20 protein-coding genes are annotated in these 20538 nt (G+C 68.5%); 8 read left to right on the forward strand and 12 right to left on the reverse strand.

The window, feature by feature from the left end; all coding sequences use genetic code 11:
• Positions 1–7 precede the first annotated feature (7 nt).
• A complete protein-coding gene (locus tag ACZ5QD_RS13760; RefSeq protein WP_231650334.1) occupies positions 8–1114 on the reverse strand; it encodes a L,D-transpeptidase in 1107 nt (368 codons plus the stop codon).
• A 121-nt stretch (positions 1115–1235) separates the two neighbouring features.
• Positions 1236–1547 (reverse strand): hypothetical protein, encoded by a 312-nt coding sequence (locus ACZ5QD_RS13765; RefSeq protein ID WP_062367274.1) that lies wholly within the window; start codon positions 1545–1547, stop codon positions 1236–1238.
• Between the two features lie 52 nt (positions 1548–1599).
• On the opposite strand from ACZ5QD_RS13765, the gene ACZ5QD_RS13770 reads away from it, so the two are divergent.
• Complete coding sequence (locus ACZ5QD_RS13770; RefSeq protein ID WP_062367272.1) at positions 1600–2457, forward strand: alpha/beta fold hydrolase; 858 nt, start codon at positions 1600–1602, stop codon at positions 2455–2457.
• Positions 2458–2473: 16 nt separating this feature from the next.
• Here ACZ5QD_RS13770 and ACZ5QD_RS13775 read toward each other — a convergent pair whose 3' ends face one another.
• The 5 genes from ACZ5QD_RS13775 to ACZ5QD_RS13795 are packed head-to-tail and all read right to left on the reverse strand — an operon-like array spanning position 2474 to position 5888.
• Entirely contained in the window at positions 2474–3109 is a 636-nt protein-coding gene (locus ACZ5QD_RS13775) for a TetR/AcrR family transcriptional regulator (RefSeq protein ID WP_006896828.1), read from the reverse strand.
• On the reverse strand, positions 3106–4290 hold the full coding sequence (locus ACZ5QD_RS13780) for an NAD(P)/FAD-dependent oxidoreductase (RefSeq protein ID WP_062367269.1): 1185 nt from the start codon (positions 4288–4290) through the stop codon (positions 3106–3108). The genes ACZ5QD_RS13775 and ACZ5QD_RS13780 overlap by 4 nt, the downstream gene beginning before the upstream one ends.
• Entirely contained in the window at positions 4287–4475 is a 189-nt protein-coding gene (locus tag ACZ5QD_RS13785) for a rubredoxin (protein WP_006896830.1), read from the reverse strand. Before ACZ5QD_RS13785 ends, ACZ5QD_RS13780 begins: the two co-directional genes overlap by 4 nt.
• Position 4476: 1 nt before the next feature.
• Positions 4477–4644 carry a rubredoxin gene (locus tag ACZ5QD_RS13790; RefSeq protein WP_006896831.1) on the reverse strand — a complete coding sequence of 56 codons (168 nt, stop codon included), beginning with the start codon at positions 4642–4644 and terminating at the stop codon, positions 4477–4479.
• Positions 4641–5888 (reverse strand): alkane 1-monooxygenase, encoded by a 1248-nt coding sequence (locus tag ACZ5QD_RS13795; RefSeq protein WP_006896832.1) that lies wholly within the window; start codon positions 5886–5888, stop codon positions 4641–4643. Before ACZ5QD_RS13795 ends, ACZ5QD_RS13790 begins: the two co-directional genes overlap by 4 nt.
• A 132-nt stretch (positions 5889–6020) precedes the next feature.
• Here ACZ5QD_RS13795 and ACZ5QD_RS13800 point away from each other — a divergent pair, with 132 nt between their 5' ends.
• The 3 genes from ACZ5QD_RS13800 to ACZ5QD_RS13810 are packed head-to-tail and all read left to right on the forward strand — an operon-like array spanning position 6021 to position 8707.
• A complete protein-coding gene (locus ACZ5QD_RS13800) occupies positions 6021–6863 on the forward strand; it encodes an SGNH/GDSL hydrolase family protein (protein WP_006896833.1) in 843 nt (280 codons plus the stop codon).
• A 24-nt stretch (positions 6864–6887) separates the two neighbouring features.
• Complete coding sequence (locus ACZ5QD_RS13805; protein ID WP_006896834.1) at positions 6888–7877, forward strand: ATP-binding cassette domain-containing protein; 990 nt, start codon at positions 6888–6890, stop codon at positions 7875–7877.
• A complete protein-coding gene (locus ACZ5QD_RS13810; protein WP_062367266.1) occupies positions 7874–8707 on the forward strand; it encodes an ABC transporter permease in 834 nt (277 codons plus the stop codon). The genes ACZ5QD_RS13805 and ACZ5QD_RS13810 overlap by 4 nt, the downstream gene beginning before the upstream one ends.
• Positions 8708–8787: 80 nt before the next feature.
• Here ACZ5QD_RS13810 and ACZ5QD_RS13815 read toward each other — a convergent pair whose 3' ends face one another.
• Both ACZ5QD_RS13815 and ACZ5QD_RS13820 read right to left on the reverse strand, forming a co-directional pair.
• The gene (locus ACZ5QD_RS13815) at positions 8788–10986 is read right to left on the reverse strand and encodes a 3-hydroxyacyl-CoA dehydrogenase NAD-binding domain-containing protein (RefSeq protein ID WP_006896836.1); all 2199 of its coding nucleotides are present in this window, start codon (positions 10984–10986) and stop codon (positions 8788–8790) included.
• 34 nt (positions 10987–11020) lie between these two features.
• The gene (locus ACZ5QD_RS13820; protein ID WP_006896837.1) at positions 11021–12232 is read right to left on the reverse strand and encodes an acetyl-CoA C-acetyltransferase; all 1212 of its coding nucleotides are present in this window, start codon (positions 12230–12232) and stop codon (positions 11021–11023) included.
• Between the two features lie 125 nt (positions 12233–12357).
• On the opposite strand from ACZ5QD_RS13820, the gene ACZ5QD_RS13825 reads away from it, so the two are divergent.
• The 3 genes from ACZ5QD_RS13825 to ACZ5QD_RS13835 all read left to right on the forward strand — a co-directional run bounded on the left by ACZ5QD_RS13825 (position 12358) and on the right by ACZ5QD_RS13835 (position 15233).
• Positions 12358–13536, forward strand: coding sequence for a TetR/AcrR family transcriptional regulator (locus ACZ5QD_RS13825; protein WP_464366861.1), 1179 nt, complete (start codon positions 12358–12360; stop codon positions 13534–13536).
• Positions 13529–14428 (forward strand): adenylate/guanylate cyclase domain-containing protein, encoded by a 900-nt coding sequence (locus ACZ5QD_RS13830; RefSeq protein ID WP_062367265.1) that lies wholly within the window; start codon positions 13529–13531, stop codon positions 14426–14428. Before ACZ5QD_RS13825 ends, ACZ5QD_RS13830 begins: the two co-directional genes overlap by 8 nt.
• A 61-nt stretch (positions 14429–14489) precedes the next feature.
• On the forward strand, positions 14490–15233 hold the full coding sequence (locus ACZ5QD_RS13835; RefSeq protein ID WP_006896840.1) for a substrate-binding domain-containing protein: 744 nt from the start codon (positions 14490–14492) through the stop codon (positions 15231–15233).
• Between the two features lie 24 nt (positions 15234–15257).
• On the opposite strand, the gene ACZ5QD_RS13840 is transcribed toward ACZ5QD_RS13835, so the two are convergent.
• Positions 15258–16529 (reverse strand): ROK family transcriptional regulator, encoded by a 1272-nt coding sequence (locus tag ACZ5QD_RS13840; protein WP_006896841.1) that lies wholly within the window; start codon positions 16527–16529, stop codon positions 15258–15260.
• Between the two features lie 350 nt (positions 16530–16879).
• On the opposite strand from ACZ5QD_RS13840, the gene ACZ5QD_RS13845 reads away from it, so the two are divergent.
• Positions 16880–17545, forward strand: coding sequence for a histidine phosphatase family protein (locus ACZ5QD_RS13845; protein ID WP_006896842.1), 666 nt, complete (start codon positions 16880–16882; stop codon positions 17543–17545).
• Positions 17546–18248: 703 nt separating this feature from the next.
• Here the strand turns inward: ACZ5QD_RS13845 and ACZ5QD_RS13850 are convergent.
• Both ACZ5QD_RS13850 and ACZ5QD_RS13855 read right to left on the reverse strand, forming a co-directional pair.
• Positions 18249–19268: a phosphotransferase family protein gene (locus ACZ5QD_RS13850; protein WP_222110830.1), complete on the reverse strand. Its 1020-nt coding sequence runs from the start codon at positions 19266–19268 to the stop codon at positions 18249–18251.
• Positions 19265–20473: an acyl-CoA dehydrogenase family protein gene (locus ACZ5QD_RS13855; protein ID WP_222110829.1), complete on the reverse strand. Its 1209-nt coding sequence runs from the start codon at positions 20471–20473 to the stop codon at positions 19265–19267. The genes ACZ5QD_RS13850 and ACZ5QD_RS13855 overlap by 4 nt, the downstream gene beginning before the upstream one ends.
• Positions 20474–20538: the final 65 nt, after the last annotated feature.

Consider the following 20538-nt stretch of genomic DNA (forward strand, 5'->3'; position numbering starts at 1 on the left):
CAGCTCGTCAGGCGTTGCCCGCCTTCCACTGATCCCAGCTGAGTTCCCAGTCGCCGTAGGTGTCCCAGACGGGCAGCGGCGGGCCGCCCGAGTTGGTGATCTCGACGACGTCGCCGAGACCGAAGTGGTCGAACATCCACTGCGAGTCGGCCGGACTCAGATTCACGCAGCCGTGCGAGACGTTCGAGGCGCCCTGCTGACCCACCGACCACGGCGCGGAGTGCACGAACTCACCGTCGTTCGAGATCCGCAGATCGTTGTAGACGGTCTCGCGGTAGTAGCCGGGATCGCCCTGGCAGACACCGAAGGTGCACGAGTCCATGACGGTCTGCGCGGCCTTCTCGGACACGACGTGCGGACCGGTGTGCGACGGATTGTTCGGCTCGCCGAGGCTCATCGGCATCTGTTTGACCTGCTCGCCGTTGTGGAAGACGGTGAGCAGTTCGGTGGCACCGTCGGCCTTCGCCACCCACGAGTCGTGGACGGTGTAGTCGACGGCGTTGTCCTCGGCGCCGTAGACGCCGCCGCCGAGATCGACGCCGTAGACGTCGGCTTCGATGTGGATCTTGGTGCCCGGCTTCCAGTATTCGGGGCCGCGGTAGTGGACGTTCTGGTCGTCGATCCAGTACCAGGCACCCGGCTGAGCGGGTGTGGTCGTCACTTTGAGGTGTTTGGTCACTTCGGCCTTGTCCTTCACCGGCTTGGTGAACTGGAAGACCATCGGCTGACCGACGCCGATGCCGACGTCGGAGACCACGTCCGGCGCCGGGACGACGTTGGCGTACGCGGTGTCGTCGGGGGTGATGGTGGTGACGGTGAACGACTTCGTAGTCGGCTTCTTGTCGCTGTTGACCGCTGTGGCGTCCACGGTGTAGGTCCCGCCGTACCCGAGGTCCTCGGAGGTGGTCCAATGCGTCGCGGTGGCGTCGAGCTTTCCGTCGACCTTCTTACCCGCCGCGTTGGTCACCGTCACAGCGGTGAGTTCTCCTCCGGTCGCGTCGACGACGATCGGCGTCGTCGGATTGATCGGCTTGCCGTTCGCCACGGGCACGCCGATCGCCGCGGGAGCCGGAGGCGGGGCCGAAGTGCCACCGCTGCACGCGGCGAGCACCATCGCCACGCCCACCAGGCATGACACCAGCGCGGCGGAATCACGTCGAATCAACATCTATCCCCTCGAGAGCAAAGAGCGGTGCCGTGCACCACTCGACGATTCTCCCCCGACTTCCTGCGAATCACTGAGCCGATCTGTCAGCGAGCGTCAAGGCGACCGCCGTCACACCTGTGGCCGCACCCGTCACGACCAGCACGGACGGCCATGCGCCCAGCTTCTTCGCCAGCGGGTGTGAGATTCCGAACGCACCGAGGTACGTTGCCGACAAAGCTCCCGTAACGGCTGCGCCGCGATGGAGCCAGCTGCGGCCGGCGCCGACGCCGGCGGCGGCGAGCACGGCACCGCCGAGGGGGCGGATCCCGGAGTATCGGGCGGCGGCGAACCCGCCGATCAGACCTGCGGCGACGAGCGGAACTGAGGCATCGATCTTCACGCGCTCCAGGATACGTCCAACCAGCAACTAGAACACGTTCTATTATGGCGGAATGGACGTGACCTACGAGGGAACCAGACGCGAGATCAGCACCGACGAGGGAGTCATCCGGTATCACGAGGCCGGTGAGCACAACAACGACGTGCTCATCCTGCTTCACGGATCCGGCCCCGGCGTCAACGGCTGGCGCAACTACCGCGGCAATCTCGGCTTCTTCGCCGAGACGCACCACTGCTACATCATCGAGTTCCCGGGGTTCGGCGTCTCCGATCCCGTCGACGGCCATCCCGTCCTGACCGCGGGCGCATCCGTCATCCGGTTCATGGACGCCCTCGGCATCGCCTCGGCGGCGATGATCGGCAATTCGATGGGCGGCGTCGTCGGCATCAACCTCGCGATCAAGTATCCGGACCGGGTAGAGAAGCTGATCACCATCGGCGGCGTGGGGCCGAACATCTTCAGCCCCAGCCCGTCGGAGGGAATCCGTCTGCTCCAGGAGTTCACCGACGCACCCGACCGCGACAAGTTGGTCCGGTGGCTCAACTCCATGGTCTACGACCGCGCGCTGGTGACCGACGACCTGATCGACGAGCGGTGGGCCGCCGCCAACGATCCGGCCGCGCAGAAGACCGCCGCGATGATGTACGGGTCGAAAGCCTTCGAGATGATGCAGCAGTACCAGGCGAACGCCGACACTCCGCCCTACTGGGCGATGATGCACAAGGTGAAGTGCCCCACCCTGCTGACCTGGGGCCGCGACGACCGCGTCAGCCCGCCCGACATGTCGATGGCGCCGATGCGGCTGATCCCGGAAGCCGAACTGCACGTCTTCCCCCAGTGCGGCCACTGGGTGATGATCGAAGCCAAGGACGCCTTCGAGTCGACCGTTCGGGCCTTCCTGGCCCGCTGACGCCGGGCGCGGCGGCTCAGGACGCGCCGTCGCGCTCGGACGCGCGGGCCGCGATCACGGCCGGTGCGAGCACCGACGCGAGGTCGTCGGCGACGTCGCTGTCGGCGTCTGGGGCGGGCGGCATGGCCACGTAGCTCAGTGCCGTGCGCGCGATCATCCGCGCGATCCGGCCGGCCGTCTCCGCGTCGATGGCGATCCACGACTCCACGAGGATCACCTCGAGGCGGTCACTCGCCGCGGCGATGATCGGCGCGGCGTCGGTGGTGATCAGCTTCAGCAGGTCCGGTTTGGCCTCGCCCGACAGCAGCGACTGGATCATCGGGTCGTCGGCGGCACTGGCCAGGAAGCGGGCGAAACCCGATCGCAGCGCACCGGTCACGTCTCCGACGTTCGCGGCCACGGCCGCGCCGATCTCGCCGGTGAACTCGTCCGCCAATCGCAGCGCGTACGCCTGCGACAGGCCGGCGCGGGAGGCGAACTCGTTGTACACGGTCTGCCTGCTGACACCGGCCTGCCGGGCGACGTCGGCCATCGTCACCCGAGCCCAGTCCTTCTCTCGCAGCAGAGTGCGGAGACCGTCCAGCAGCGTCGTACGCAGCAGCTGCTTGCTCGCGACCGCGAAGCTGGACGAAGACTGGGCTGGGGCACTCACACCTTCGAGACTAGCGCCGCCGCGATCTCCGAGCGGCACGCGCGGGCCGCCGCCGCCCGACCGATGGTGACCGCGCCCACCAGTTCTCCGTCGACCACCGTGCGGACGGTGGCGTCGGCGTCGTCGATGGAGCCGTCGAGCTCCACCTCGCCCTCCGCGGTGGGCCACCCCACCATCTGGACGTTGACTCCGTACTGCACGGTCCACGCCCGGGGCACCTCGACGAACGGTGCCGCCGGCTCGCCGCGCAGTCCGGCGAGCACCGACTGCGCGACCGCCCTGCCCTGATCGGTGGCGCCGAACCAGTGCTCGCCGCGAGCGGGCCGTCCGGTCCGCAGGTCCGGCGGTCCGGCGGCGTCACCCGCCGCGAACACGCCCGGCACCTCGGTGGCCAGCGTCGAGTCGACGACGATCCCGGCCGGGCCGGTCGGCACGCCGGCGGCGGCGGCCAGCGCCACTTCCGGCGAGGCGCCGATCGCCGCGACGACGGTGCCCGCCAGCTCGGCCCCGCCTGACAACTGCACCCGCTCGGAGGTCGCCGAATGCGCCGCAGACCCGAGGTGCAGTCGCACCCCGTTGCCCTCGTGGAGCCGCTGCAGGTAGTCGGAGACCACGGCCGGCATCACTCGCGACGCCACGCGCCCGCCCGCCTCCACGACCGTCGCCGACATGCCGTGAGCCGCAGCCGAGGCCGCCAGTTCCAGGCCGATCAGCCCGCCGCCGATCACGACGAGCCGCTGCGAGTCGTTCAGACCGTCGCGGATCGCGATCGCATCGTCGCGCGTGCGCAGGGCCGGCACGTCGGCGGCGAGCCATGACGGGCGGATCGGCCGGCCGCCGGTCGCCAGGACGAGGGCCCGGTAGTCGAGCCGGGTGCCGTCGTCGAGTGCGACCGTCCGCGCCGCGGTGTCGATCGCGGTGACGCTGACCCGCGTGCGGATGTCGATGCCGCGCGAGGCCCAGAAGTCGGGCTTCTGCAGGGCGATCCGGGACTCGGAGAGGTCCGCGCCGAGCAGATCCTTCGACAGCGCGGTCCGCCGGTACGGCGTGCCGGGCTCGGCGCCGATCAGCGTGACCGGTCCGTCGTACCCCTCGGCCCGCAGCGTCGCCGCCGCGGTGACGCCGGCGGTGCCGGCTCCCACGACGACGACGCCCGCATCGGATGCGGTCTGCCCGGTCATGGGCGGGCGACCTCGACCATCTCGAAGTCGGCCTTGGCCGCCCCGCAGTCGGGGCAGCTCCAGTCGTCCGGGATGTCGTCCCAGCGGGTGCCGGGGGCGATGCCGTCCTCCGGCCAGCCCTCGGCCTCGTCGTATTCGAAGCCGCACTGCATGCAACGGAAGAGTTTGTAGTCGGTGGTGCTCATGTCACTGTCCAATCAGTTCGAAATCGATCTTCTCGCGGACGCCGCAGTCGGGGCAGGCCCAGTCATCGGGGACGTCCGACCACGCGGTACCGGGCGGGAAGCCTTCGCGCGGAGCGCCTTCGGCTTCGTCGTAGACGTATTCGCACACTTCGCAGCGGTAGGCGCTCATGCCGATGCCTTTCCGTATCGGGCCTGGACCCTCCGTTCCTTGCCGGGCTGGATGTTGATCTTCGAGAGGTCGCCGTCGTAGTGCTCGAGCACCCGATGGTCCATGACTCCGCGCCACACCGGCGGGAAGTAGGTCAGCGCGATCATGCTGGCGTATCCGCTCGGGAGGTTCGGCGCACCGTCGAAACTCCGCAGCGTCTGGTACCGCCGCGTCGGATTGGCGTGGTGATCGCTGTGCCGCTGAAGGTGGTACAGGAAGATGTTGGTGCAGATGTGGTCGCTGTTCCAGCTGTGTTCCGGCGTGCAGCGCTCGTAGCGGCCGCGCTCGTTCTTCTGCCGCAGCAGTCCGTAGTGTTCCAGGAAGTTCACCGATTCGAGCAGCGAGAAACCGTAGACGGCCTGCAGTGCCGCGAAGGGCAGGATCTGCCATCCGAAGATCGCGGTCAGCACGCCCCACAGCACGATCGACATCGCCCAGGCGTTCAGGACGTCGTTGCTCGGATGCAGGACCGGACGCCCGAGACGCTTGAGACGGGTCGCCTCCAGCTCCCACGCGGACTTGAGGCTGCCGAACACACTGCGCGGCAGGAATCGCCAGAAGCTCTCACCGAATCGGGAGGTGGCCGGGTCCTCCGGGGTCGCGACGCGGACGTGGTGGCCGCGATTGTGCTCGATGTAGAAGTGTCCGTAGCAGGTCTGCGCCAACGTCACCTTCGACAGCCAGCGCTCCAGCGAGACCTTCTTGTGTCCCATCTCGTGGGCGGTGTTGATGCCGATGCCGCCCATGACGCCGATCGACAGCGCCAGACCGATCTTGGAGACGAGCCCGAGGCCTCCGTCGACGCCGAGCCAGCTCAGGTCGTCAGCCGTCCACAGGTAGCAGGCCAGGACCACGCTCGCGAGCTGGAACGGGATGTACGCGTAGGTGCAGTACCGGTAGTACTTGTCGTTCTCCAGCTGCTCCATCAGCTCGTCCGGCGGATTCTGGCCGTCCGGACCGAAGAAGATGTCGAGGATCGGCAGCAGCACGTACAGCAGCAGCGGGCCGATCCACCACCAGACGGGCGACACCGTCGACACCCAGCTCCAGCCGAGTGCGTCCGATGCCCAGTTGAACAGTGCCACCAGACCGGTGGCCATGAACACCGCGGTCGGCGGGACCAGGCCCAGCAACCACAGGTATCGCTTCTTGTCGCGCCATTCCACCACCTCGGCGGTGCTCCGGTCGATCGTCGGGTTCGCCATGTGTTCCTCCTCGTCCAGCGAACTAGTGACGTTGACATTAGATGTTGTTACGTACGATGTCTAGACATTAACAATAATTTTGTAAAGTCGCCCAGGGCACCCGGCCTCCGTCGCCGGAATAAGATCGTCCGCATGCGCTACTCACGGTTCGTCGCGATCGGCGACTCCCAGACCGAAGGAATGTGCGACGGCGACCCCGCGAGCGGCTACCGAGGCTGGGCCGACCGTCTGGCGGAGCACCTCGCCCGGCACAACCCCGACCTGCGGTACGCCAACCTCGCGGTCCGCGGCAAGAACACCCGGAACACCCGCGACGAGCAGCTGGAACCGGCCCTCGCGCTGGAGCCCGACCTGATCGCCGCACCACTCGGCATGAACGACGTGATCGGCCGGATCGATCTCGGCGAGGTGCACACCGACCTCGACTACATCTACCGGCGGCTGGCCGGTACCGGAGCCGACGTGGTGGTCTCGACCTTTCCCAACATCGCGGAGACCATCCCGTTCTCCGGCCGCATCGAAACGCGGCTCGCAGCGATCAACCAGATGATGCGCGACTTCGCCGACGCCTACGGCTTCGTCCTGGTGGACCTGCATGCGGCGCCGGTCCTCTCCGACCTCCGGTCGTGGTCGCCCGACCGCCTCCACGCCTCGCCCCTCGGCCACGACCGCTTCGCCGCCGGAGCCGCGCACGCGCTCGGTCTGCCCGACAGCTCACCCGATTGGGGACGGCCGCTGCCTCCGGCCGGCGATCCGAACCGGGTGCTGCGCACCCTCGGCGACGCGCGCTGGTTCGTCGAGTTCTTCACGCCGTGGATCATCCGCAAGGTCCGCGGACGCTCCCTCGGCGACGGCCGACTGCCGAAGCGGCCGGAACTGACGCCGGTCGCGCCTCCGGCCGCCGCGGCGGACGCACTCAGCATCCGCGTGGTCCCGAACGCGGACGTCGCCTCGGAAAACCCGATGGAGGCGTGAGGCATCTCGTCGTACGGTGATCGAGTGAACAGACGACTGACCGACTCGATCGCCGTCGAAGCCGTGGACCTGGTGAAGAAGTTCGGTGACTTCACCGCGGTCGACGGGATCAGCTTCGCCGTTCCCACCGGAACCGTTCTCGGCATGCTCGGGCCCAACGGCGCGGGCAAGACCACCACCGTCCGCATGATGACCACCTTGAGCGCACCCACCTCGGGCACCGCGCGCATCAACGGCTTCGACGTCCTCGACGAGCCGGACGGCGTCCGCCGCAGCATGGGCCTCACCGGCCAGGCCGCCACCGTCGACGAACTGCTCACCGGCCGGGAGAACATGCGCATGATCGGCGGGCTGTACGGTATCGGCCGCCGCGTGCTCAAGGAACGGACCGAGCAGCTCCTCGCACAGTTCTCGCTCACCGACGCGGGCGACAAGACCGTCCGCGAATACTCCGGCGGCATGCGCCGGCGCATCGACCTCGCAGTGAGCCTCCTGGCGTCACCGCCCGTGCTCTTCCTGGACGAACCGACCACCGGCCTCGACCCGCACAGCCGCAACGAGTTGTGGGAGGTGCTGCGCGGTCTCGTGGACGACGGAACCACCCTGGTGCTGACCACGCAGTATCTGGAAGAGGCCGATCAGCTCGCCGATCGGATCGTCGTGATCGACGCGGGCAAGATCATCGCCGAGGGCACCCCGCTCGAGCTCAAGCAGCAGGCCGGAGCGGCGAGTCTGGTGGCCACCGTCACCCATTCCGCCGACCTCGCGGCCGCGCAGGCACTGCTCGCGCCGATCTCCGACGACCTGTTCGTCGACCGGCACGCGCGCACCCTCACCCTGCCCGCGGGCGGCCTCGCGGACCTGACGCATGTCGCGCGGGTTCTCGACGACTCCGGCATCGCCATCGACGATCTCGGCCTGTCGCGGCCCAGCCTCGACGACGTATTCCTCAGCCTCACCGGACACCGCGCGGAGTCCGTTCCGGAGGCCGACTCCGAAGGAGCCGACGCATGAGCGCCCCCGCCCTCGACCGAACCATCGCGGCCCGGCCGCCGTCTCTCTGGCGTCAGACGTCGATCATGGTGCAGCGCAGCTTGATCCACACCAAGCGCATGCCGGAGATGCTGTCGGACGTCACCGTCCAGCCGATCATGTTCGTGGTGCTGTTCGCGTTCGTCTTCGGTCCCGCCATGCCGGTGCCGGGCGGCGGAAGCTATCGCGAGTACCTGCTGCCCGGCATCATGGGCCAGACCATCGTCTTCACCGCCTTCATCGTCTCCAACGGCATCACCGCGGACGTCGACAAGGGGATCGTCGACCGCTTCCGTTCTCTCCCCATCAACCGGACGTCGTATCTGCTCGGCCGGGCGATCGCGTCGCTGATGCACTCGTCGATCGGGATCGTGGTGATGGCGCTGACCGGCCTGGCGATCGGCTGGCGCATCCACACCTCGCTGCTCGAGGGGGTGCTGGGATTCGTCCTCGTCCTGGTGTTCGGTTTCGGGATGATCTGGTTCGGCATCCTCGTCGGGTCGTGGCTCAAGTCCGTCGAAGCCGTCAACGGGTTCATGTTCACCGTGCTGTTCCCGCTGACCTTCCTGTCGAACGCCTTCGTCCCGACCGCTCCCATGGCCACCTGGCTCCGCACCATCGCCGAATGGAACCCGGTGTCCTCGCTGGTCCAGGCGATGCGGCAGCTGTGGGGCAACGGACCGCACGCCACCGACGCGTCAGCGCTGCCGCTTCAGCACCCGATCCTGGCGACCATTCTGTGGTCGGTCGCGCTGACCGCCGTCTTCGCCCCCTTCGCACTGCGCGCCTTCCGGCGCCGCACGGCGGACTGAACGCATCTGCCGATCCACGCCGAAAGCCCCGGTGAACGCCAGTTCACCGGGGCTTTCTCGCGTCGTGTGCCGCTAGCGCGTCACTTCTTGACGAGGTTCTCGTTCGTCAGCTTCTCGACGCCGGCGTCCGCCTTCTCGACGAGCGAGGCCGGCGGCTCGAAGTGGCTGCCGTACTTCGACGCCAGGTCGCGAGCGCGGTCGACGAAGCCCTTGAGGCCGCCCTCGTACTGGTTGATGTACTGCACCACGCCACCGGTCCACGCCGGGAAGCCGATGCCGAAGATCGAGCCGATGTTCGCGTCCTCGACGGAGGTGAGCACACCCTCGTCGAAGCACTTCACGGTCTCGAGGGCCTCGGCGAAGAGCATGCGCTCCTTCATGTCCTCGAGCGGGATCTCATTGGTGCCCGAGGCGAAGTTCTCGCGCACGCCCGGCCAGATGAGGCCGCGCTTGCCGTCGGCGTAGTCGTAGAAGCCCGCGCCGTCCTTCTTCGAGGTGCGGCCCAGGTCGACCATCTTGTCGATGACGGCGTACGAGCCGTGCGACGGGAACTCCTGACCCGCGGCCTTGGCTCCGGCCTCGGTCTCCTTGCGGATCTTCTGCATCAGGGTGAGCGTCAGCTCGTCCGACAGCTGCAGCGGCGGAGCCGGGTAGCCTGCCTGGCTGCCGGCCTGCTCGATGAACGCGGGCTCGATGCCCTCACCGACGGCCGCGATGGCCTCGTTGATGAAGGTGCCGATGACGCGCGAGGTGAAGAAGCCGCGGCTGTCGTTGACGACGATCGGCGTCTTGCGGATCTGCAGGGTGTAGTCGATGACCTTGGCGAGGACCTCGTCCTTGGTCTTCTCACCGCAGATGATCTCCACCAGCGGCATCTTGTCGACGGGCGAGAAGAAGTGGATGCCGATGAAGTCCTCGGGACGGTTGACGCCCTCGGCCAGGATGGTGATCGGCAGGGTCGAGGTGTTGGAGCCGAGGACGGCGTCCGGCTCGACGATGTCCTGGATCTCCTGGAACACCTTGTTCTTGACCTCGACCGACTCGAACGCGGCCTCGATCACCAGGTCGACGCCCTTGAAGTCGGCGGCGTCCACGGTCGGGGTGATGCGGTCGAGCAGAGCCTTGCTCTTCTCCTCGGTGGTCTTGCCGCGCGAGAGAGCCTTCTCCTCGAGCTTCTCCGAGTAGCCCTTGCCGCGCTTGGCCGCCTCGATGTCGATGTCCTTGAGGACCACCTCGATGCCGGCCTTGGCCGAGACGTAGGCGATCGCCGCGCCCATCATGCCCGCACCGATGACACCGACCTTCTTGGCCTGGTACTTGTCGAAGCCCTTCGGCCGCGAACCGCCGCCGTTGATGTGCTGGAGGTCGAAGAAGAACGCCTTGATCATGTTCTGCGCCACCTGGCCGGTGACCAGCGACACGAAGTAGCGGGTCTCGACCAGATCGGCGGTGTCGACGTCGACGTACGCGCCCTCGATGGCAGCGGCCAGGATGGCGCGCGGAGCCGGCATGTTGGCGCCCTTGATCTGCTTGCGCAGGAGAGCCGGGAACGCCGGCAGGTTGGCGGCCACCGACGGGTTCGTCGGAGCGCCACCGGGCATCTTGTAGCCCTTGACGTCGAACGGCTGCTGGGCCTCCGGGTTGGCGGCGATCCAGGCCTTGGCGGCGGGGATCAGTTCCTCGACCGAGCCGACGACCTCGTTGACCAGGCCGATCTCCTTGGCCTTGGCCGGCTTCAGACGCGGGCCCTGGAGCAGAACGCCCATGAGCGCCTGCTGGAAGCCGAGCAGGCGCACGGTGCGGACCACGCCGCCGCCGCCCGGGAGCAGACCGAGGGTCACCTCGGGCAGGCCGAGCTGGTTGCCCTTCACATCCGCGGCGACGCGGTAGTGGCAGTGCAGCGCGATCTCCAGGCCACCGCCGAGTGCGGCGCCGTTGATAGCGGCGACGACCGGCTTGCCGAGGGTCTCCAGGCGACGCAGCACGGCCTTCATGGCGTTGGTGCGCTCGGTGATCTCGGTGGCGATCTCCTCCTTGGACTTGTCGCCGCGTCCCGCGGTCATGTCCTTGAGGTCGCCGCCGGCGAAGAAGGTCTTCTTCGCCGAGGTCAGGACGACACCGGTGATGTCGTCCTTCTCCGCCTCCAGGCGATCGACGGTCGCCGCCATCGACTCCATGTAGAGGTCGTTCATGGTGTTGGCGCCCTGGTTCGGGTCGTCCATGGTGAGGATGACGACGCCGTCGGCGTCCTTCTCCCACGTGATCATGTTCGCAGTCATGAGATGAGTCTTTTTCCTTCTAGTTCCGGGGCGATCAGAGACGCTCGATGACGGTCGCGACGCCCATGCCGCCGCCGATGCAGAGGGTGACCAGGCCGTAGCGGCCGCCGACGCGCTCGAGCTCGTCGAGGGTGCTGCCCATGATCATCGCGCCGGTGGCGCCGAGCGGGTGACCGAGCGCGATGGCGCCGCCGTTGATGTTGACCTTCTCGTGCGGAACCTTGAGGTCCTTCATCCACTTCATGACGACCGACGCGAACGCCTCGTTGAGCTCGAAGACGTCGATGTCGTCGACGGTCAGGCCGGCGCGCTTGAGCGCGAGCTCGGTGGCCGGGGTGGGACCGGTGAGCATGATCGACGGCTCACTGCCGACCTCGCCGTACGACACGATGCGGGCGCGCGGGGTGAGGCCGTTGCGCTTGCCCGCCTCCTCCGAACCGACCAGGACCAGACCCGAGCCGTCGACGATGCCGGAGCTGTTGCCGCCGGTGTGGACGTGGTTGACCTGCTCGACGTTCGGGTACTTCTGCATCACGACGTCGTCGAATCCGGCCATGGCCGCCAGGCCCGCGAACGCCGGCTTCAGCTTGCCGAGGCTCTCGACGGTGGTGCCGGGACGGCGGTGCTCGTCGTTGTCGAGCAGCGTGACGCCGTTGATGTCCTTGACGGGGATGATCGACTTCGCGAAGCGGCCCTCGTCCCATGCCTGGGCGGCGCGACGCTGCGACTCGGCGGCGTAGGCGTCGACGTCCTCACGCGAGAAGCCCTCGATGGTGGCGATCAGGTCGGCGCCGATGCCCTGCGGAGCGATGTAGTTGTCGTACGCGGTGGCGGGGTCCATGAAGAGCGCACCGCCGTCGCTGCCCATCGGCACACGCGACATCGACTCCACGCCGCCGGCCAGGACCAGATCGTCGAAGCCCGAGCGGACCTTGGCCGCGGCCAGGTTCACGGCCTCCAGGCCCGAGGCGCAGAAGCGGTTGATCTGGGTGCCCGGAACGCTCTCGCCGAGACCCGAGGTGAGGGCGGCGGTACGCGCGATGACCGCACCCTGCTCCCCGACCGGCGACACGACGCCGAGGACCACGTCGTTGATGTCCTTCGGATCGAGATCGCTGTGGCGGGTCAGCAGTCCGTCGATCAGACCCGAGACCAGGTCGATCGGCTTGACGCTGTGCAGCGAGCCTCCGCGCTGCTTGCCACGGGGCGTACGGACCGCCTCGTAGATGAATGCTTCGTCGGACACAGGTGTTCCTTTCACACGAACCGAGAATGGTTTCCCTCGTAGGCTAACCCGCAATAACGTATTTGGCTATACCCAGTGGTCAAGTGGTTCATATACAGCCATCCATCGGCTATGGTCGGTTCATCATGACAACCACCAAGGCGACCCGGCGCACGCGGTCGACGGATCGGCGCCGCCAGCTCATCGATGCAGCGACAGTGCTGTTCGCCGAGCGCGGCTACCCGCATGTGTCGGTCACCGACATCGCCCGCCGGGCGGGCGTGAGCGCGCCGACGGTGTACCGGCACTTCGCCGACAAGCAGGCGCTCCTGCTGGCGGCGGTCCAGACCCGCGTCGACGAGCTCGAGGAGAGCACCGCGGGCGCCGACCTCGCGAGCAGCGACCATCCGGCCGACGCCCTCGCCGCCAGCGTCACCGAGCTGAGCATCTCCAACCCGCATGCCACGTCGCTGTGGCGCTGGTCGGGACAGCACCTGTCGGCCGACGAGAACGCCGATGTGGTCCGCCGCACCCGCGCCGTGCTCCGACAGTGGGCCTCGGCCATCCGCGCCGACAGACCCGAGCTCACCGAACGCGAGTCGATGTATCTGGCCGGCGCCGTGCTCAGCGTGGTCGGCAGCGGCGCCGGGCGTGCCGTTCGCAGCGGTGCGCACGAGATGGAGGAGATGGTCCTCGCACTGGTCCGCCAGACCATCCGGCTCACGCCGAGCCACGCCGTCCCCCTGCGCCAGACCGCCGGGCCGGGCGACGACGCCCCCACCCGCCGCGACGAGATCCTCGACGCCGCCGCCCGCCTGTTCGCCGAGAACGGCTTCGCCGGAACGGGAATGGACGAGATCGGCGCGGCGGTCGGAATCACCGGGCCGAGCGTCTACAAGCACTTCCCGTCGAAGCTGGCGATCCTCGTCGGGATCAGCCAGCGCAGCGCCATGCGACTGGAGGCCGGCGTGATGGCCACGTACGCGATCACACCCGATCCGGCGGGGCGGCTGAACGCACTGGTCGACCACTACGTCGACGCCGTCACCTCCTCTCCCGACCTGCTCGTCGGCTTCGTCAGCTCCTATGTCCTCGCGGGCGAACCGCAGGCCGCCGAACTGCTGGCGGTGCAGCGCCGCTACGTGGCACGCTGGGTGCAGCTGCTCACCGACATCGACGCCGACCGGCCGCCCGGATCGGCGGTCCTGGCTGTGCATGCAGCGCTGGCGATCGTCAACGACGCGGTCCGGCTGCCGCGCAGCACGCCGCGCCCCGAGTTCGCCGCCCGCATGGCCTACCTCATGAAAGGTGTGATGGGTGTCTGACCCTCCGCTCGAGTACTCGCGGGACGAACTGATCACCGCCCTGCGGCTCGATCCGGAGTACGCGCAGCGGTTCTGGAACGCCTTCGGTTTCGCCCGCGGCGAGGGCGGCTCGGGTCAGCGCTTCTCCGAGGAGGACCTGGCCGCGCTCGGCGTCTTCGCCGGCAACGATCAGGCCATGGACTCCACCGCCCAACTCGCCGCGGCGCGGGCGATCGGACAGGCCACCGCGCGACTGGCGCAGTGGCAGGCCGAGGAGATCACTCGGTTGGCGGCCGACCCCACCGTCGACGCCACGGCCGAGGAGATGGTTGAGGCGCTCGCACGAGTGCAGGATCTCGTCTGGCGGCGGCATCTGGCGGTGGGACTCACCGACGCCGGCCGGGCAGCCGAGCACACCGAGGTGGTCGTCGGATTCGCCGACATCGTCGGCTACACCTCACTGTCCCGGCGTCTCGGGATGGCCGAACTCGAGACGCTGCTGGAGACCTTCGAGTCCGCGGCGCACACGATCATCACCGACCACGGTGGTCATATCGTGAAGACGATCGGCGACGCGGTGCTGTTCACCGTCATCGACGCCGGCGCGGCCGCGGAGATCGCCGTCGAACTGCACCGTCTCAGCACCGACGGCGAGTTGCCGAGCCTGCGCATCGGCATGGCCCGCGGCGACGTGCTGATGCGGATGGGCGATGTCTTCGGCGAGCCGGTGAACATCGCCTCCCGGCTGGCGAGCGCGGCGCGGTCGGGCACCACATTGATCGACGAGGCCCTCGCCACCGCACTCCGCGACAACGCCGCGACACACGTCGGGCCGATCCCGTCGCTCTCGGTACGCGGCTACCGCAAGCTGCGCGCGTACAAGCTCGTGCGCGACCGCAACTGGACGGCGTGAGGCGGCCGGATGGGCCGGGTGCGCCGGACCGCCGGCACCGCACCTTCTAAGGTCTGAAGGCATGAGGACCAGGAGTTCCACCCCGCGCCGCAGCGCACTGGCGGGGGCCGCCGCGCTCCTGCTCACGGGCGTGACGACCGCATGCTCGCCAGGCACGGAGGACTCCTCCATCACGGTGTCGGCTCCGTCGTCGCTGCAGGCCGTGATGGCGGCGATCGCGACCGAGTTCGAGGAACAGCACCCCGGCGCCCGGGTCACCGTCGCCGGCCCCTCGGCTGCGTCGGCCGATGTCATCGCGACCGACGACGAGGCGTCGATGGACAGGCTCGGCCGGCGGGTGATCGGCCCCCGGCGCTTCGCCTCCAACTCGCTGGTCATCGTGGTTCCGCCGGGAAACCCCGGCCATGTCACGGGGTTCGCCGACCTCGCGCGCTCCGGTCTCCGGGTGGCGGTGTGCTCCGACCGGTTGCCGTGCGGTGCGGCCGTGGTGGACGTCGAACGGATCGAGTCGGCCGCGCTCACCGATCCGATCCACGTCGACTCCGGCGAGGCCGCGGTCGCGTACGTGGCGTCCGGGCGCGCCGACGCCGCTCTCGCCTACCAGACGCAGGCTCGCCCCGGCCTCGGCGTGAGCGTCTCCACGGTGGACGATCCGGTGTTCGCCAAGGCGATCAACAGATATCCGATCGCCGTCGTCCGGTCCAGTGACGACAAGTCGCTGGCCGAAGACTTCGTGAAGACGGTCATCGGTCCCACCGGCGGCGAAGTCCTCTCCCGTGAGGGCTTCGGTCCGCCGTCCGGGTAGGCCGCGCGCCGCGGCGTCGTGTGGCTACGCGGTGTACGACAGTGCGTCGAGCGGGTCGGCGTAGATCGCGTCGAGTGCGACCGCACCCGCCGCCTTCTGCTGCACCGTGATGGCCGAACGTGCCACGCGGACGTCGCGCTGGGTGATGACCGTGGTGGCGCGCAGCGCCTTGCTCACGGCCGGCAGCGCCTCCGGGTAGTCGGTGAAGGCCTGTCCGCCGAGGATGACGTGGTCGGGATTGAAGATGTCCGAGATCAGCGCCACCGTGCGGCCGAGCACCTCGCCGCGTTCGGTCAGGACGTCGTTGGCGACCGTGTTCCCGGTCCGTGCCAGCGTCCGCAGCTCGTCGAGGGAATCGACCTCGAGTCCGGCTCGCTGGGCCGCGTAGAGGATGCCCGAATCGCTGACCGTCGGCTCGAGGCGTCCGGTGCGGTCGGGATCGAGCAGGGTGGTCGGACCGGTCGGGAAGTGCCCGATGGTGGGCGGGCCTGCGGCCGGCGTGTGCACGGCACCGTCGACGCTGAACGCGATGCCCACCATTTCGCGAGCGTAGAAGTAGAGGAAGTTCTGGCTCTGGTCGGCGGGATTGACGACCTGTTCGGCTGCGGCCATGGCCTCGACGTGCGATGCGACCGATACCGGCAGTCCGAGCGACTCGGCGATCAGCCTGCCGACCGGGACGCCCTCCCAGCCCAGACGGGGATGGTCGACGAAGCCGCCGTCGGCCACGCGACCACCGATGGCCACGCCGGCCCACAACAGGCGCTTGCCCACCCAGCGGTCGGCGAACCGGCGGGCGCTGGCACCGATCTGAGCTACGACCGCCTCGGGGTCCTCGGCCTGGGGAGTGGGAATCGCGATCGCACCGGCCACCCGATGCTGGAGATCGTGGGTCGTGATCGAGGTGACCTTGTAACCGATGTGGATGCCGACCGTGAGGTATCCGTCGGTGTTGATCTCGAACGGAACTCGCGGACGCCCGACCGCACCGGGCGGGGTCAGATCGGCGCGCTCACGGATGAGGCCGGCCTTGAGCAATGCGCTCACCTGACGGTTGACGGTGGAGATGGACAGCCCCGTCAGGGCGGCGGCGTCGTCGCGGAACACCGGTCCGGACACCCGCGCCGTGCGCAGCACCAGCGCGGCGGCCTTGGTGGAGAGTTGCAGCTTCGCCGTGGTGACGTGCGGGGCGGACGGTTTCGCAACGGGTCGGGAGGCGGCGCCCGCGACGGGGCGAACCACGACGCCGACGGGAGCGGATTTCGACAGGATCGGACGGTCGAGAGCAGAAGTCATGTTTCTTTGGAGTCCTGTTGCCTGGGCGGACCGGCAGAGGCGGTCACGCCGCGAGTGGTCTCGCGCAGATCAGCGCGAGGCGGAGCTGGGTCAGCGCATTCGGCAACAACAAAGGACCCGGGCCAGCGGCAGACGGCATCCGAGAGCGGTGGTCACATACGTGACCTCCCCGATGGCGGCGAGCTGACTGGTCATGATCGCCAAAAGTAGCAAGCACCCTGTCCGCGTGCAAGTGAGGAGCACCCGATAGGTTGAGAATGTGGCAGCCGCCTCAGTCGCCCCGGGCGCGAGACGGTGTGATCGGTTCCGGCTCGCGGTTCGCGGGCCACGGCTCGGCAGCGAGGAATGGCGTGGGAGTTCTGTACATCGTCCGGCACGGTCAGGCTCCGGCGCACGCCTACGGACCCGACGCCGACGCCGTGAGCGGCCCCGGCCTCACGGAGCTCGGCTTCGCTCAGGCTCGCGCCGCCGGCCGAGCGCTCGCCCGACAGGTGACCGGATTCGATGCCATGTTCTGCGGCGATCTCCCCCGACAGCGCGCGACGATGGCCGGCGTCCTCGAAGCCTTTCCCGACGCCGCAGCGCCGACGATCGATCCCGACTGGAACGAGTACGTCACGCCGCCCCTCCCGGAGGGAGACGACATCTACCGTGACGGCGGCAGACCCTTCCAGGACGCCATCACCAGCGCCCTGCACGAATGGGTCGACGGCGCCGACATCGGCCCCGAGACGTACGCGATGTACGCCAAGCGGACCCGCGCCGCAGCCGACCGTGCCGCTGATGCGGCCGGGTCGGGAAAGAACGTGCTCGTGGTGTCGTCGGCCGGTTCCATCACCCAGTTGGTGGCACAGTTGTGGGACATCCCGCCGCAGTCGTGGCCACAGATGTCGCGCACCTTCGTCAACACCTCGATCACCAAGATCCTCGCCGGCCGCAGCGGATTGACCCTCGTCTCCTTCAACGCCCACGAACACCTCGCCGCCCTCGACTCCGGCCTCCTGACCTACCGCTAGCGCCGCCCGATGCTCGTCCCCTGGCTCGTTGAGCGGCCCCCACACGCTTGTTGAGCGAGCGCGCCCTCCCCAGGCTCGTCGAGCGGCCCCCACAAGGCTGGTTGAGCGAGCGCAGCGAGTCGAAACCAAACCCCACCAAGTTTCGACACGCCCTCCACTACGTTCCGGACGGCTCAACCAGCCGACAAGAGCCGACCCAGCGACAAAGCCCACCGAGCGAGACCACCCCAGGCTCGTTGAGCGGCCCCCACAAGGCTCGTTGAGCGAGCGCAGCGAGTCGAAACCAAACCCCACCACGTTTCGACACGCCCTCCACTACGTTCCGGACGGCTCAACCAGCCGACAAGAACCGACCCAGCGACAAAGCCCACCGAGCGAAGCCACCACAGGCTCGTCGAGCGAGACCTCCCCAGGCTCGTCGAGCGGCCCCCACAAGGCTGGTTGAGCGAGCGCAGCGAGTCGAAACCAAACCCCACCGAGTTTCGACACGCCCTCCACTACGTTCCGGACGGCTCAACCAGCCGACAAGAGCCGACCCAGCGACAAAGCCCACCGAGCGAAACCACCCCAGGCTCGTCGAGCGGCCCCCACAGGCTCGTCGAGCAGCCCCCCCCAAAGGCTGGTTGAGCGAGCGCAGCGAGTCGAAACCACCCGACACACCCACTACCTTCCGGACGGCTCAACCGGCAGGCAGGGCCGACCTCTACCTCAGCGCGCGCAGACCCGCGGCGATGAACTCGGCGGTGGCTTCGGCGGCGCGTTCGGCGCCCGCCGATCCGGACGAGCCTCCGGAGAGCGCTCGGTGCGTGATCCCCTCCGCGATGACGCCGAGTTTCAGATTCGCCAGGGCGAGGTAGAAGGCCCAGTCGCCCAGGTCGGCACCGGTCGCGGCGACGTAGCGCTCGGCCAGTCCGTCCGCACCGGGGTACCGGTCACTCGTCCACGCCGCATCGAATCCGAGAACCGACGAGAACACCGGCTCGCGGTACACGCACATCAGCGCGATGTCGGTGATCGGATCGCCGAGCGCGGACAGTTCCCAGTCGACGACCGCGGCGACGGTGCCCGGGTCACCGGGAGCCAGGATGGTGTTGTCGATCCGGAAATCGCCGTGGACGATCGAGTTCCGGGTCCGCGCCGGCACCCGCTCGGAGAGCGCCGTCGCCAGGCGCTCCACGTCGTCGAGCTCACGCGTCTTGACCAGCGCCCATTGACGAGCCCACAGCTTGACCTGCCGGCCGGCGAATCCGTCCGGCCTGCCGAAACCGCCCAGGCCCACTGCTTGGTAGTCGACGGAATGCAGAGCCGCGAGCGTCCGCACCAGTGCGTCGGCGCTCGCGGTCACCTCGGCGTCGGAGAGTGTCGCGAGGTCGTCCACCGAGCGGATCACGGCGCCGTCGACGAACTCCACGACGGTGCACGGAGCACCGATGTACTCGCCGTCACGGTCGATCGCGACGGCCCGCGGCACCGGCACATCGGTCGCCGCCAGCGCCGAGGTCACGTTCCATTCGCGATTCATGTCGTGCGCCGACGGTGTGAGCCCGCCCATCGGGGGCCGTCGGACCACCCAGTGGCTGCCGTCGTCGCGGACGTCGAAGGTCAGGTTCGACCGTCCACCGCCGATCAAGTCGATCCGCAACTCACCCGCGACATCGATACCGTTCGCCGCCAACAGCTTTCGCAGGCTCTCAGCGGACAGACCGGGATGATCCGCCGTCACCTCGTCGCCTCACGAGCCCTGCGTGCGCGTCCGACCGCCCGCCTCGCGATGGCCCACCGGTGGACTTCGCTGGGACCGTCGTAGATCCGGAACGGTCGCAGCTCCGCGGCGAGCCGCGCCAGCGGAAGGTCTTCTGAGACTCCGAGGCCTCCGCACATCTGCACTGCCCGGTCGGCGACGCGCGAGAACGCCTCCGCACCGAAGGTCTTCGCGATCGACGTCGAGTCCGAGGCGTGCTCGCCGAGATCGAGTTCGTAGCAAGCGCGGACCAGCAGCGCCCGCGCCGCGGCGAGGTCGATCTCGTTATCGGCGATCATCTGCTGAATCATGCCGAGGTCGGCGAGTCGCCCGCCGAAGCCTTCGCGCTGCTCGACGTAGTCGACGGCGATCCGGTGCGCGCGGACCGCGGTGCCCATCCAGCGCATCACGTGAGTCATGCGCGCCGGGCCGAGCCGCACCTGCGCGTACCGGTAACCCTCGTGCGGGGCGCCGAGGACGTCCTCGTCGGGTACGAAGACATCAGTGAAACCGACCACGCAGTGCCCGCCGATCATCGACTTGTCAGTGGTGTGGATGTGCCGCTCCACCTCGATGCCCTCGGTGTGCGCGGGCGCGAGGAACATGGTCGCACCACCGCGGTCGCCCCGTTGCCCGACGGTGCGGGCCATGATGATGAAGAATCCGGCACCGTCGGCTCCAGTGATGAACTGCTTGCGGCCGTTGATCTTCCATCCGCCGGCGACCCTCTCCGCCGTCGTCGACAGGGCGTTCGGGTCGGAGCCTGCACCGGGGGCGGGTTCGGTCATCGCGAACGCGCTGCGCACCTCGCCGGTGGCGAGCGGCGCCAGGTACTTGTCCTTCTGTTCCGACGTGGCGATGTGCGCGAGCATGTGCACGTTGCCCTCATCCGGTGCACCGATGTGCAGTGCGACGGGCCCGAACGTCGAAGCTCCCGCGGCCTCGAACACCGGTGCGCGGTCGCTCATGTTGAGGCCCAGTCCGCCGAACTCCACCGGCGCGTGCGGCGCGAAGACGCCCGCGGCCTTGGCTTTCGCGTTCAGTTCCCGGCGCAGGTCGTCGCCGCCGGCCGCGGCGACGTCGCCCGCGAAGCGGTTCTCGATGGGGAGAACTTCCTCGGCGATGAACGCCGAGGTCCGTTCGACGAGGTCGCGCACCTGCGCGCTGTATGCGAGATCGACAGCCATCTGAGCCTCCGTGTTCATACCGAGCGAACGTTCGGTCAGGGCTAGGTTGTCATGCGACCCCGCAC

This window comes from Gordonia sp. J1A (assembly GCF_055393515.1).